This is a genomic window from Streptomyces sp. Root431 (genome assembly GCF_001426585.1).
Taxonomy (GTDB): Bacteria; Actinomycetota; Actinomycetes; order Streptomycetales; family Streptomycetaceae; genus Streptomyces; species Streptomyces stackebrandtii.
Genome location: NZ_LMEI01000006.1, coordinates 201900 through 214937, shown reverse-complemented (window position 1 = coordinate 214937; position 13038 = coordinate 201900). Strand labels below are relative to the sequence as shown.

8 protein-coding genes and 1 pseudogene are annotated in these 13038 nt (G+C 73.1%); 6 read left to right on the top strand and 3 right to left on the bottom strand.

What is annotated here, in order from left to right; genetic code table 11:
• Positions 1-2: 2 nt before the first annotated feature.
• Positions 3-2927 carry an FAD-binding and (Fe-S)-binding domain-containing protein gene (locus tag ASC82_RS05455; protein ID WP_056642331.1) on the top strand — a complete coding sequence of 975 codons (2925 nt, stop codon included), beginning with the start codon at positions 3-5 and terminating at the stop codon, positions 2925-2927.
• 240 nt (positions 2928-3167) lie between these two features.
• Entirely contained in the window at positions 3168-4598 is a 1431-nt protein-coding gene (locus tag ASC82_RS05450; RefSeq protein WP_056642328.1) for a Gfo/Idh/MocA family oxidoreductase, read from the top strand.
• Between the two features lie 50 nt (positions 4599-4648).
• Here ASC82_RS05450 and ASC82_RS05445 read toward each other — a convergent pair whose 3' ends face one another.
• The gene (locus ASC82_RS05445; protein WP_056643286.1) at positions 4649-6265 is read right to left on the bottom strand and encodes a peptide-N4-asparagine amidase; all 1617 of its coding nucleotides are present in this window, start codon (positions 6263-6265) and stop codon (positions 4649-4651) included.
• 207 nt (positions 6266-6472) lie between these two features.
• Here ASC82_RS05445 and ASC82_RS05440 point away from each other — a divergent pair, with 207 nt between their 5' ends.
• Both ASC82_RS05440 and ASC82_RS05435 read left to right on the top strand, forming a co-directional pair.
• The gene (locus ASC82_RS05440; RefSeq protein ID WP_056642325.1) at positions 6473-8281 is read left to right on the top strand and encodes an ABC transporter ATP-binding protein; all 1809 of its coding nucleotides are present in this window, start codon (positions 6473-6475) and stop codon (positions 8279-8281) included.
• A complete protein-coding gene (locus ASC82_RS05435; RefSeq protein WP_056642321.1) occupies positions 8278-10059 on the top strand; it encodes an ABC transporter ATP-binding protein in 1782 nt (593 codons plus the stop codon). The genes ASC82_RS05440 and ASC82_RS05435 overlap by 4 nt, the downstream gene beginning before the upstream one ends.
• Positions 10060-10147: 88 nt before the next feature.
• Here the strand turns inward: ASC82_RS05435 and ASC82_RS05430 are convergent, their stop codons facing one another.
• Positions 10148-10855: an NAD(P)H-binding protein gene (locus ASC82_RS05430; protein ID WP_056642318.1), complete on the bottom strand. Its 708-nt coding sequence runs from the start codon at positions 10853-10855 to the stop codon at positions 10148-10150.
• Between the two features lie 128 nt (positions 10856-10983).
• On the opposite strand from ASC82_RS05430, the gene ASC82_RS05425 reads away from it, so the two are divergent.
• Entirely contained in the window at positions 10984-11724 is a 741-nt protein-coding gene (locus ASC82_RS05425) for a TetR/AcrR family transcriptional regulator (protein ID WP_056642315.1), read from the top strand.
• Positions 11725-11772: 48 nt separating this feature from the next.
• Positions 11773-12084 (top strand): annotated as a pseudogene (locus ASC82_RS05420) (TipAS antibiotic-recognition domain-containing protein); the annotation flags it as partial.
• 60 nt (positions 12085-12144) lie between these two features.
• Here ASC82_RS05420 and ASC82_RS05415 read toward each other — a convergent pair.
• Positions 12145-12936, bottom strand: a complete 792-nt coding sequence (locus ASC82_RS05415; RefSeq protein ID WP_056642313.1) for a metal-dependent hydrolase — start codon at positions 12934-12936, stop codon at positions 12145-12147.
• Positions 12937-13038 lie beyond the last annotated feature (102 nt).

The following is a 13038-nucleotide window of genomic DNA, read 5'->3' as shown; positions in this document are numbered from 1 at the left end:
ACATGCCGCTGCTTGAGCCGAACCCGCAGGCCCTTCGCCCCGGTACGAAGCGGAGTCCGGCCCCGGACAGGGTTCCCGAGCTCCAGTCGCGGGGGACGCCGCGGCGGCTGCGGGAGGAGCTCGCGGAGCTCCTCGGCCCGGAGAAGGTCCTGTCGGACCTCTCCGACCTCGTCCGGTACGCCTCCGACGCCAGCCCGTACCGCTTCGTGCCGCGGGTCGTCGTGGTCGCCGAGGACATCGACGACATCTCCGCGGTCCTGTCGTACGCGCACGGCAAGGGCCGCGAGGTCGTCTTCCGGGCGGCGGGGACGAGTCTGAACGGACAGGCGCAGGGCGAGGACATCCTCGTCGACGTGCGCCGTCACTGGGTGGGCGTCGAGGTCCTGGACGGCGGCTCCCGCGCCCGGATCCGCCCCGGCACCACGGTTGTCCGGGCGAACGCGGCACTCGCCCCGCACGGCCGGGTCCTGGGGCCCGATCCGGCCAGCGCGATCGCCTGCACGCTCGGCGGGGTCGTCGCCAACAACGCCTCGGGGATGACCGCGGGGACCACAAGGAACTCGTACCGGACGCTGGCCTCGCTCACCTTCGTCCTGCCGTCGGGGACGGTGGTCGACACGGCCGACCCGGCGGCGGACGAGGAGCTCGCGCGGGCCGAGCCGAGGCTGTGCGCCGGGCTCCTCGCGCTCAAGGCCGAGATCGAGGCGGACGCCGAGCTCACGGCCCGGATCCGGGCCAAGTACGCGATCAAGAACACCAACGGCTACCGGCTGGACGCCTTCCTCGACGGATCGACGCCGGTGCAGATCCTGCGGGGTCTGATGGTCGGCTCCGAGGGCACGTTCGGTTTCATCGCCGAGACCGTCTTCGACACCCTCCCGCTGGACCGCGAGGTCTCCACGGCCCTGCTCTTCTTCCCCTCGCTCCCGGCCGCCGCGGCGGCGGTTCCGCTGTTCAACGAGGCCGGGGCGCTCGCGGTGGAGCTGATGGACGGCAACACGCTGCGGGCCTCGGTGAGCGTGGCGGGCGTCCCCGCCGACTGGGCGGAGCTCCCGAAGGAGACGGCGGCGCTGCTGGTCGAGTTCCGGGCGCCGGACGCGGCGGCGCGGGAGGCGTACGAGCGGGCGGCGGAGACGGTCCTCGCCGGTCTCGACCTGGTCGCCCCGGTGGCCTCCGTGGAGAACGCGTTCACCCGCGACCCGAAGACGATCAACGGGTACTGGAAGGCCCGGAAGGCCTTCGTGACGGCCGTCGGCGGCTCACGCCCCTCGGGCACGACCCTCATCACCGAGGACTTCGCGGTGCCGCCGGACCGGCTCGCAGAGGCCTGCGCCGAGCTCCTCGACCTCCAGTCCCGGCACGGCTTCGACGCGGCCGTGGCCGGTCACGCGGCCCACGGCAACCTCCACTTCCTCCTCGCCTTCGACGCCGGCGACCGCTCCGACGTCGAGCGGTACGCGGCCTTCATGGACGAGTTCTGCAAGCTGACCGTCGAGCGCTTCGACGGCTCGCTCAAGGCCGAGCACGCCACCGGCCGCAACATCGCGCCGTTCCTCGAACTGGAGTGGGGGACGACGGCGACCGAGCTGATGTGGCGGACCAAGGAGGTCATCGACCCCGACGGGGTCCTCGCCCCCAGGATCGTCCTCGACCGCGACCCCCAGGCCCATCTGCGCGGCCTGAAGACCATCCCCAAGGTCGAGCCGATCGCCGACCCCTGCATCGAGTGCGGTTTCTGCGAACCGACCTGCCCCAGCCACGACCTGACGACCACTCCGCGCCAGCGGATCGTGCTGCGCCGCGAGATGATGCGGCAGCCGGACGGCTCCGCCGTCGAGGCCCGGCTCCTGGAGGCGTACGGCTACGACGCCGTCGACACCTGCGCCGGCGACTCCACCTGCAAGCTCGCCTGCCCCGTCGGCATCGACACCGGCGCCCTGATGAAGGACTTCCGGCACCAGCGGCACTCGCCCCGTGAGGAACGGATCGCCGCCCGCGCCGCGAAGAACTTCCGTGCCGTGGAGGCCTCGGCCCGGCTCGCCGTCGCCGCGGCGGACCGGATCGGCGACCGGGTCCTGGAGCGGGTGACCGGCGTGGCCCGCAAGGCCGTCCGCCCCGACCTCGTACCGGAGTGGCTGCCGGAGATCCCCGGCGCGGCCGCGCGCCGTCTGCCCCGCACCCACCGCCCCGCGGCCGTCGCCGTCTACTACCCGGCCTGCGTCAACCGCATCTTCGGTGCCCCCGACACCCATGACGGCCCCTCCCTGCCCGAGGCCGTCGTCGCCCTGTCCGCCCGCGCGGGGAAGCCCGTCTGGATCCCCGACGACGTCTCCGGAACCTGCTGCGCCACCATCTGGCACTCCAAGGGCTACCTGCTGGGCAACGAGATCATGGCCAACCGCATCGTCGAGGCCGCCTGGGGCTGGACCGCGGGCGGGAAGCTCCCCCTCGTCGTCGACGCCTCCTCGTGCACCCTCGGCATCGCCGACGAGGTCGTCCCCTACCTCACCGACGACAACCGCGAACTCCACGCCGAGCTCACGGTCCTCGACTCCCTCGTCTGGGCCGCCGACGAGCTGCTCCCCCGGCTCGAGGTCCGCCGCCGGGTCACCTCCGCCGTCGTCCACCCCACCTGTTCCATGCGCCACCTCGGCGACGAGGAGCAGCTGACCCGCCTCGCCGAGGCGTGTGCCGAGGAGGTCGTCGTCCCCGTCGACGCGGGCTGCTGCGCCTTCGCGGGCGACCGGGGCATGCTGCACCCGGAGCTGACGGCCTCGGCGACGGCGCGCGAGGCGGCCGAGGTCACGGCCCGCCCCTTCGACGCGCATCTCTCGGCCAACCGGATGTGCGAGATCGGCATGGAGCGGGCGACGGGCCGGAGCTACCAGTCGGTGCTGCTCTCCCTGGAGCGCGCGACCCGGCCCTGATCCTCCGTCAGCCCGCGGCGCACCCCGCCGACCAGGCCCCTCACCCCCCGTGGTGAGGGGTCCTTCGTATGTTCGGGTGACGCTTCGTGTCCGGTACGGCTCCACTCGATATCCGGAACAGTATGGTCCAACTACCCGTCGCAAGAGTCCTATCCGCGCCCTTGCGCACTGTCGGTCACCGGGGCCAGGGTCCTGTGCGGGATTCATGAAACAGCCGTGCACACAGCTCCTGGAGGTTCCATGAACGAGCAGCACATCCCGAGCCGTCGCACGGTCCTCAAGACCACCGCCGGAGCGGCGGGAGCGGGTATCGGCATCGCCGCCGGCGCTCCGGCCGCCCAGGCCGCCGCCGGATCCGCCCCCGGATCCGCCTCCGCGATGCCCCCGGCGGCCGCGGAGGCGGCGCCGGACACGCCGAGGCGCCGCGGATCGACCATGGCCGGGGTCCCCTTCGAACGCCGTTCCACGGTCCGCGTCGGGATCGTCGGTCTCGGCAACCGGGGCAACGGCATGATCGGCCTGTTCCTCGCGCTGCCCTGGGTGCGGGTGGTGGCCGTCTGCGACCCGGTGCGGGAGAAGACCGAGCGGGCCGCCGCCAAGGTCGTCGCCGCCGGGCAGCCGGCCCCCGCCGTCTACACCAACGGCGAGGACGACTACGAGAACCTCTGCGCCCGCTCCGACCTCGACTTCGTGTACGTGGCCACGCCCTGGGACCGGCACTTCGCCATGGCCAAGGCGGCGATGCTCAACGGCAAGCACGTCGGCGTCGAGTGTCCGATCGCGATGCGGATCGACGAGCTCTGGGAGCTGGTCGACCTGTCCGAGCAGACCCGCCGCCACTGCATGCAGCTGGAGAACTGCTGCTACGGGCGGAACGAGATGCGGGTCCTGCGCATGGCGCACGCCGGGAAGTTCGGGCAGCTGCTGCACGGCGCGGGGGCGTACAACCACGACCTGCGCGGTCTGATGTTCTCGCCGACCTACTACGAGGGGCCCTGGCGCCGGCAGTGGCACACGCAGCTGCGCGGCGACCTCTACCCCAACCACGGCTTCGGTCCCGTCGCCAACTACATGGACGTCAACCGCGGCGACCGGGTGGTGAGCATCAGCAGCTTCGGCACCCCGGCGCTCGGCCTCGCCGAGTACCGCGCGGAGCACATGCCTCCGGACGACCCGAGCTGGAAGGAGACGTACATCGAGAGCGACCGGACGATCAGCATGGTCCAGACGGCCAAGGGGCGGCTCATCCGGCTGGAGCACGACGTCTCCACCCCGCACCCGTACAGCAGGATCAACAGCCTGGGCGGGACGAAGGGCGTCTTCGAGGACTACCCGGCGCGGATCTATCTGGAGCCGGACCACACGAACGACGAGTGGGCGGACTTCTCGTCCTACGCCGCCGAGTTCGACCACTGGCTGTGGAAGGAGCACGCGAATCCGCCCGGCGGCCACGGCGGCATGGACTACATCATGATCTACCGCCTGATGCAGTGCGTGCAGCGGGGACTCGTCCCGGACTTCGACGTGTACGACGCCGCCACCTGGACGGCTCCGGTGCCGCTGAGCCACGCCTCGATCAAGGCGAAGGGCGCGCCGCAGGAGATCCCCGACTTCACCCGCGGGGAGTGGCGCAAGGCACGCTCGGGCGTGGACTCGGTCAAGCCCTCCTGAGGGGTACGGTGCCCGGTCCCCGCGCGCGCGGGGGCCGGGCACCGTCGTGTTCAGCAGCGCAGCCGGTCCTCGGTGAGCGTGCCCTGAACCGTCGTCAGGCTGCGGTCGTGGCAGCCGTCGGAGCCGTAGAGCCGGTACCGCTCGGTCGTCGTGCCGACGGCGTGCCGCTGGTCGCGCGGGACACCGGTCGTGTACGTCGCGTCCCCGGTGTACGTGTCGTCGAGGTGCGACCAGGAGAGGCGCCGGCCGTCGCGCAGGACGAGGGTGTCGGCGCGGTCCCCGAGGGTGAGGACCGTCCGCAGCCGGTCGCCCGCGCCGATCGTCGTCTCGCCGTCCATCGTGTACGCGCGGTCGGCGCGGGTGACGGTGCGGCCGGTGGTCACCGTCTCGCGGTCGGTCCAGCGCGCGGTGAAGGCGTCGGGGTTCTCGCCCTCGCCCCAGCGGTGGACGGAGGTGTGGCCGACGGTCCGGTCGACGGTGGTGGCGACCCTGCCGTGGGAGGTGTTCAGGTGCCCGGCGACGGTCAGCCGGTGACCGGCCTCGGTGTCGAGCCGGTGGAGCGTGTCCGCCGAGCCCGCCGTGTAGACGGAGGAGTTGCGCGGGGCGCCCTCCTCGTGGCGGTCGAGCCCGCCGGTGACGACCCGGCTGCCCTCGTCCTGCCAGAGCAGCACGTTGGTGGGGAGGGACCAGCCGCTCAGCCCGGCCGGGACGCCGGCGACGGAGACCTCCACGCGGTGGGCGCCGCCGTCGTTGAGGAGGGCGGCGAAGGGGGTCAGGTCGTAGACGATCGGCTGGACGTCGAAGGCGCGCGGGCCGGGGGTGACGTACCAGAGGAAGGGGTTGGACCAGCCTCCGGTCCAGACCGTGGGGAAGGGGGCCGCGATGCCCGCGAGCCGGCCGTCGACGGAGACGCGGACCTCGCGGTGGGGGCCGTCGGTCGCCCGGCAGGAGTACGGGGCGGCGTCGGGGACGGAGAGGTACCAGTACTCCTCGCAGCCGCCTCCGGAGCCGGTGGCGTACACCTCGGCGAGCAGCCGTTCGGTGTTGCGCGGGGTCGTGAGGGTGGGGCCGGTGAGGGGGATCACCCGGTCGGGTGTACCGGCGGCGGGCTTCACGCGGCCCTCCGCGGTGTGGAAGGTGAGGGTGACCCGGACGTCGAGGACGCCGGTGTACGTCTCGTTCACGACATTGCCGATGAGCATCTCGACGGGCTGCGGGCGGCTGAGGGTGTCGCGGTAGCGGGTGACGTCCTTCTCCACGGACCAGGTGATGCCGTCGGGCGAGGGCTGCGGCGTGGACGTGCGGAGGATCTCCACGCCGCCGACGGTGACGTAGCCGAGGCGGTCGTACTGGCGGCCCTTGACGCTTCCCTCCAGGCGGAGGACGACCTTGTTCCAGCGGGTGCCGCACTCCTTCGGCGGGGTGTATCCGCCCTGGTACGGGGTGAAGTCGCGGAACTGCGCGGCGGCGAGCGTGACCTCGCAACTGCGGGTGCCGGGGGTCTCGACGGGCGGCGCGGCGGTGACCGGGTCGTGCCAGTCGCCGGCGAACTCGGCGGGGGGCGTCGGGCCGTTCGGACCGTCGGCGGCGGCCGGGTGGGCGGTGAGCAGTGCTCCGGCGGCCAGGACCAGACCGCTGAGCATGCTCATGATCTTGAGTGATCTCATGGGGCGGAAGTGAAGCGCGGTCACCAGGGCCCGGTCCAGAGGACGATGAGCGGACATGGCGCGATCTGTTCCCTCATGGGGAAAATCGATTGCCGCGCGCGGGGGAAAAAGCGAACCTTGCACGGTTTCCACACCGCCGCCGGGCAGCCGTATCCACGCACCCCCGTGCGTGATCCCCCCGGACAGACCCGAAGACTCTGGGACACCATGCAGATTCGCGACCTTCCCTACGCCGACCCAGGGGTCCCCGATGTCCGCTCGGGCACCCGGTTCCTCCTCTGGCTCGGCCGCAACCAGCTCGGCGGGCAGGTGAAGGCCCTGCTCTGGGGGCTGCTCCTGCAACTGGGCATCGCCGGGCTGCCGCTCGGCGTCGGCGTCGCCGTGCAGGCGGTCGTGGACCGTGACGGCGGGCGGCTCGCCCTCGCCGGTGGCCTGCTCGTGGGCTTCGGGCTCGCGATCGCGGTCGGGGACACCATGCTGCACCGCACCGCCGTCACCAACTGGATCACCGCCGCCGCCCGGGTCCAGCAGCTCCTGTCCCGCAAGACCGCCGAACTGGGCTCCGTCCTGACCCGGCGGGTCGCGGCGGGCGAAGTGGTGGCCGTTTCCACAGGTGACGTCGAGAAAATTGGATGGTTCGTCGAGGCGCTGTCCCGGTTCGCCGCGGCCGCCGTCTCCCTCCTGATCGTCTGTGTGGCGCTCGTCGTCTACCAGCCGGCCCTCGGCATCGTCGTCGCGATCGGCGTCCCGGTCCTCGCCCTCGCCGTGCTGCCGCTCCTCCCCCGCGCCACGCGCCGGGCGGACGTCCAGCGCGAGAAGGCGGGCAAGGCCACGGAACTGGCCTCCGACACCGTCGCCGGGCTCCGCGTCCTGCGCGGCATCGGCGGCGAGGAGCTGTTCCTCGGCCGCTACCGCGCCGCCTCCCAGGAGGTCCGCAAGGCGGCCGTGCACAGCGCGCGGATGTGGGCGCTGATCGCCTCGATCCAGGTCGTGCTGCCCGGCATCCTGCTCATCGTCGTCGTGGCGTACGGGGCGCGGCTCGCGCTCGACGGGCGGATCACGGTCGGCGAGCTCGTCACCGTCTACGGCGCCGTGGCCCTGACCCATCATCCGATGCGGAACTTCGAGGAGATCGCCATGGCCTTCTCCTTCTCGCGGCCGTCGGCGAAGCGGGCCGCCCGGGTCCTCGCGCTGACCCGCACGACGACCACCACGGACACCGCGGGCGAGGAGCGGGCGGCGACCGGCGACCTGTACGACCCGCTGACCGGGCTGCTCGCCCCGGCCGGCCGGTTCACCGCCGTCGTCTGCGGCGACCCGGACGTGGCCGGACGGCTCGCGGACCGGCTCGGCGGCCACCCGACCGAAGCCGACGAGGACCACACCTCGGTGCTGCTCGGCGGGGTCCCGCTGGACGAGCTGCCGCTGGTGGCGGCCCGGACGGCCGTCCTCGTCCAGGACAAGGACCCGGTCCTGCTCTCGGGCACGCTCCAGGACCTCTTCGACGTGCCCTCCTCGGGCGCGGTCAAGGCCGAGGACGCGCTCGCCGCCGCCCAGTGCGGCGACGTCCTCGACGCGCTCGCCCAGGCCTCCGTCGACACCGACGGGGACCCGATGCGGACCCGGATCACCGAGCGGGGCCGGTCGCTCTCGGGCGGCCAGCGCCAGCGGCTCGCACTCGCCCGCTCGCTGGTCACCGACCCGGAGGTGCTCGTCCTCGACGAGCCGACCTCTGCGGTCGACTCGCACACCGAGTCCCGGGTGGCCGAGGGCATCGCCCGGCTGCGCGAGGGCGGGACCACCGTGGTCCTCGCCTCCTCGCCGCTGCTCCTGGACCGCGCCGACCGCGTCGTCCTGGTCCACGAGGGCCAGGCCGTCGCCGTCGGCACCCACCGCGAACTCCTCGCCGGGGAGCCCCGCTACCGCGCGGTCGTCACGCGCGAGACGGACGAGGAGCTCGCCACGGCGACCCGCCTCGCCGCCGAACTCGAAGCACTGGAAGGGGAAACGGCATGATCGGCCTGGCGCCACCGGAGTACGACCCGGCGGCCCCCACGACGGCGACGACGCTGCCCGTCGCGGCCGGCGCGACCGTACGGATCTACGTACGGGAGCTGCTGCGCCGCCACCGCAGGGCGTTCGCGCTGCTCATCGGGGTGAACGCGGTCGCCGTGATCGCCTCGATGGCCGGCCCGTACCTCCTCGGTTCGGTGGTGGACGAGCTGAGCTCGGGGGCCCGTGACCTCCATCTGGAGCGGACGGTCGCGCTGTTCGCGGTCGCCCTGCTCGTGCAGACGGTCTTCGTGCGGCTCGTCCGGCTGCGCGGCGCGATGCTCGGCGAGGAGATGCTCGCCGATCTGCGCGAGGACTTCCTCGTCCGCTCGGTCGGCCTGCCGCCCGGCGTCCTCGAACGGGCCGGGACGGGCGACCTGCTCTCCCGGATCACCACGGACGTCGACCGGCTCGCCAACGCGATGCGCGAGGCGGTGCCCCAGCTGGCGATCGGCGTGGTCTGGGTGGGCCTGCTGCTCGGCGGGCTCGCGGTGACCGCGCCCCCGCTCGCGCTCGCGGCCCTGCTCGCCGCCCCGGTGCTGATCGTGGGCTGCCGCTGGTACTTCAAGCGGGCGCCCTCGGCGTACCGCTCGGAGTCCGCGGGATACGCGGCCGTGGCCGCCGCGCTGGCCGAGACGGTCGACGCGGGCCGCACGGTGGAGGCGCACCGCCTGGGCGCGCGCCGGATCGCGCTCTCCGACAAGCGCATTACTGAATGGGTCGCGTGGGAAAGGTACACACTTTTCCTGCGATCGGTGCTCTTCCCGGTCGTCACGCTCACCCACACGACGGTCCTGTGCGGTGTCCTCCTCCTCGGCGGGGTCTTCGTCTTCCAGGGCTGGATCGACGTGGGCCAGCTGACGACGGGCGCGCTGCTCGCGCAGATGCTGGTGGACCCGATCGGGATCGTGCTCCGCTGGTACGACGAGCTCCAGGTCGCGCAGGTCTCGCTGGGCCGGCTCGTCGGCGTCCGGGACATCGAGCCGGACGCCGGGGACCACGAGGTGCGGCCCGACGGGCGTGCCGTCCGGGCGGACGAGGTCCGCTTCGGCTACCGCGAGGGCGTCGACGTGCTGCACGAGGTGTCCCTGAAGGTGGCACCTGGCACCCGGCTCGCCCTGGTCGGCCCCTCGGGCGCGGGCAAGTCCACCCTCGGCCGGCTGCTCGCGGGCATCTACTCCCCGAGGACGGGCTCGGTCACCCTCGGCGCCGCCGAGCTGGCCCGGATGCCCGCCGAGCGGGTCCGCGAGCACGTGGCCCTGGTCAATCAGGAGCACCACGTCTTCGTCGGCTCGCTCCGGGACAATCTCCTGCTGGCCAGGACCGGCGCCGTCGACGCCGAGCTGTGGGAGGCCCTCGCCGCGGTGGACGCGGAGAGCTGGGCGCGGGGCCTCGACGAGGGCCTGGACACCGAGGTCGGCTCGGGCGGCCGTTCGCTGACGCCGGCTCAGGCCCAGCAGGTGGCGCTGGCCCGGCTCGTCCTCGCGGACCCGCACACGCTGGTCCTGGACGAGGCGACCTCGCTGCTCGACCCGCGCGCGGCCCGGCACCTGGAGCGGTCCCTCGCCCGGGTCCTGGACGGGCGTACGGTCGTGGCCATCGCGCACCGGCTGCACACCGCGCACGACGCCGATCTGATCGCGGTGGTCGAGGCCGGCCGGATCAGCGAGCTCGGCAGCCACGACGAGCTGGTCGCGGCGGACGGCGCGTACGCGGCGCTGTGGCGGTCCTGGCACGGCTGAGAGACGGGTGGGGGCGCGCCTGCGCAAGGCACGCCCCGGCCGGCCGACGGGTGGGGCGTGCCGGCGAAGGGCTCGCCCCACCCGTCTCTCAGTAGCCGATCGTGAACCGGCGCTGGACGAAGCGGGGCAGCTCCGCCTCGTCGACGAGGGCCACGGCCGCGTCCTCCGCCGAGACGCGGCTGCGTCCCTCGGCGTCCCGGACCGGCTGGTCCTCGCCGATGCGGAAGCGGCCGGTGCGCTCGCCGGGCGCGATGTCCTCGGCGGGGCTGAAGTAGGTCCAGCGGCGGTTGGAGGTGCGCAGCACGTTCAGGGCGTCCCGGTGGCCGCGTACCGCCGCCGCGTAGGCGCGGGGCAGTCCGACGGAGTCGAGGGTCTCGTGGAGCCGCTCCTCCGCGTCGGCGAGCACCACTCCGGGCTCGGACTCCAGGCTGCCGGCGCCGCCGATGACGATCAGCCGGGTCCTGGGATGGGTCTCCAGGGCCTTGAGCAGGGCCCGGGCCGCGGTGGCGTAGACGCCGGCGTCGGCGATGGAGCGCTCGATGGTGTCCGCGAGGTCCCGGGCGGCGTTGCCGGGCTGGAAGGCGCTGATCAGGACGTCGAGTCCCGGCAGGACGGCGGCGATGCCCTCGGGGTCGAGGACGTCGAGGCTCGTCCAGGTGATGTTCTCGCGGGTCTCGGCGGCCGCGGCCCCGGTGGTGTCGCGGCCGAAGGCCCTGATGTCGTGCCCGCGTGCGAGGGCCTCCGCGACGACGCGGCTGCCGATGGTGCCGGTGGCGCCGATAACCCCGATGCGCATGACTCTCCCCTGTGATCACGGCTCTGGCGTGACACCACTGTGGCGTGACGCCGTGAGAAAACTATACGCCGTGAAGTTCACGGCGTGCAGTTTTCCTACACCCCTCAGTGGAGAGGTAGGGTTCCCGGATGACCGGGACTTCGGAAGCACGGACAGGGACGCCGCCGGCCGGCCGGGGACGCCGCGAGCGGCTCCGCGCCGAGACGACGGCCGAGATCAAGGCCACGGCCCTGCGCCTGATGGCCTCCGGCGGACCCGACGCCATCACGCTGCGGGCCATCGCCCGCGAGATGGGCATGACGGCCAACGCGATCTACGGCTACTTCGCCACCCGCGACGACCTGGTCACCACGCTCATCGACGACGTGTACTCCGCGCTGGCCGACGCCGTCGACGCGGCCTGGGCGAACACCACCGCCGAGGACCCGGCCGCCCGGATCCTCGCCTGGTCCCGCGCCTTCCGCGACTGGGCCCTCGCCAACCCGGAGGGCTTCCGGCTGATCTACGGCGATCCCGTCCCCGGCTACCGGGCCCCGGAGGGCGGACCCGCCCCGGACGCGGCCCGCCGGGTGTGCACCGGCCTCGCCGGGCTCGCCGCTGCGGCCTGGCCGCACGCCGAACCCCTCTACCGGGACAGCACGTTCGCCTGGTCCGACTTCGACGCCGGACTCCTCGACAAGGTGCGCCCCGCCTTCCCCGACCTGCCGCCCGCGGCCGTCGCCCTGGCGCTGCGCGTCTGGGGCCATCTCCACGGCCTGGTGACCCTGGAGGTGTACGGGCACCTACGGCGCCAGACCGCAAGCCCGGACAAACTCTTCCAGGAGGAACTGGACCAGCTGCTCAGGACCTTGGACGTCCCCCGGCCGTGATCCGCCGGACAGCGGGGTTGAAGTTGCCGCTGCGGCAGCTCCTACCGTCGGCGCGCGGCAACCATGAGCCGGACCGACGCCGACGCCGCGCACCGCGCGCGCACGGCCCAGATGATCCGGCTGGCCGAGCTCATGGCCGCGGGCCACGCGCCCGGCGCCGAGCCGGTGCAGGCCGAGATCGACGCCCAGTACCGGGCGCTGACCGAGCTCCGTACCGTCTCGGCCGAGGAGTACCGGGCGATCGGCCGCGCCTGCGTGGACAACGACGTCTGGCACGCCGCGTACGACGCGATCGCCACGGGTCTCGCCGCCTACCAGCGGGACGCGATCGAGGTCTACGCCACGGCCCGGCTGAGCTGAGAATCGGAACAGCGCCGTCGCGGGCTCCCCCGCGACGGCGCTGTTCGTGCCCGTGAACTACTAGAAGAAGCCGAGTGCCGAGGCTCCGCCGACCCCGCCGAGCACCATGAAGGCGGGCATGAGGACCTTCAGCTCGACCCAGCTGCCGGCCCGGAAGCGCATGCCCTTGGGCGGGCCGATCGGGTACCAGCGCTTGCGGCCCACCGGGATGGGCCACAGGACCGGGCAGCCGGAGACCGTCAGGGCGTCGCCGATGTCGTGGACGAGGGCGCCGAGGACGATCGGCAGGCCGAGCCACAGGTACTCCTGGCCGGGCCCTGTGAAGAACCAGTCCGCGCCGTTGCCGGGCTTGTCGAGGACGCCCGCGAGGATCCAGGCGCTGGTCGCGCCGAGCAGCCAGACCAGGACGTCGCTCGACATCCGGGCGGCCCGCCACAGCAGGCCCTCCACCGCGAGGACGAGGTGGACGAAGAGGATGGCCAGGACCGCCCACCGGCCGCCGGTGACCGCCGCGGCGGAGGCGCCGGCGCCGATCAGAACGGCCCAGAGCCAGGTGTGGGTGAGGGTGCGGTGCCCACCGGACCTGCGGGGGTCGGCCGAGGAGCGGGTGGCCTTGTAGACGGCGTACGAGAGCTTGTCGACGACCTCGCAGAGGCCCCGCGAGACCGGGCCGAAGGCGCGGGAGATCGTCGCCGACTTGTGGTCGAGGTCCGGGGCGAGGGCGGCGCCCGCGCAGATGAGGGCCCCGACGAGGAGGACCGGCCACGGCATGGGCTTGTCGAAGGCGGCCGCGGCCGCTCCCACACCCAGCCAGGCCGCCGCTCCGGACAGTGAGTGCGCCGGTCCCATCATGGTTGCTGCCGCCCCGTTTCTCGTGTGCCGGCGCTCAGTTGACGACCGGTCGACGGACGAGCCTACCGTCCGTGATCAAGGAGCCCGGCCGCCGGTTCCCTC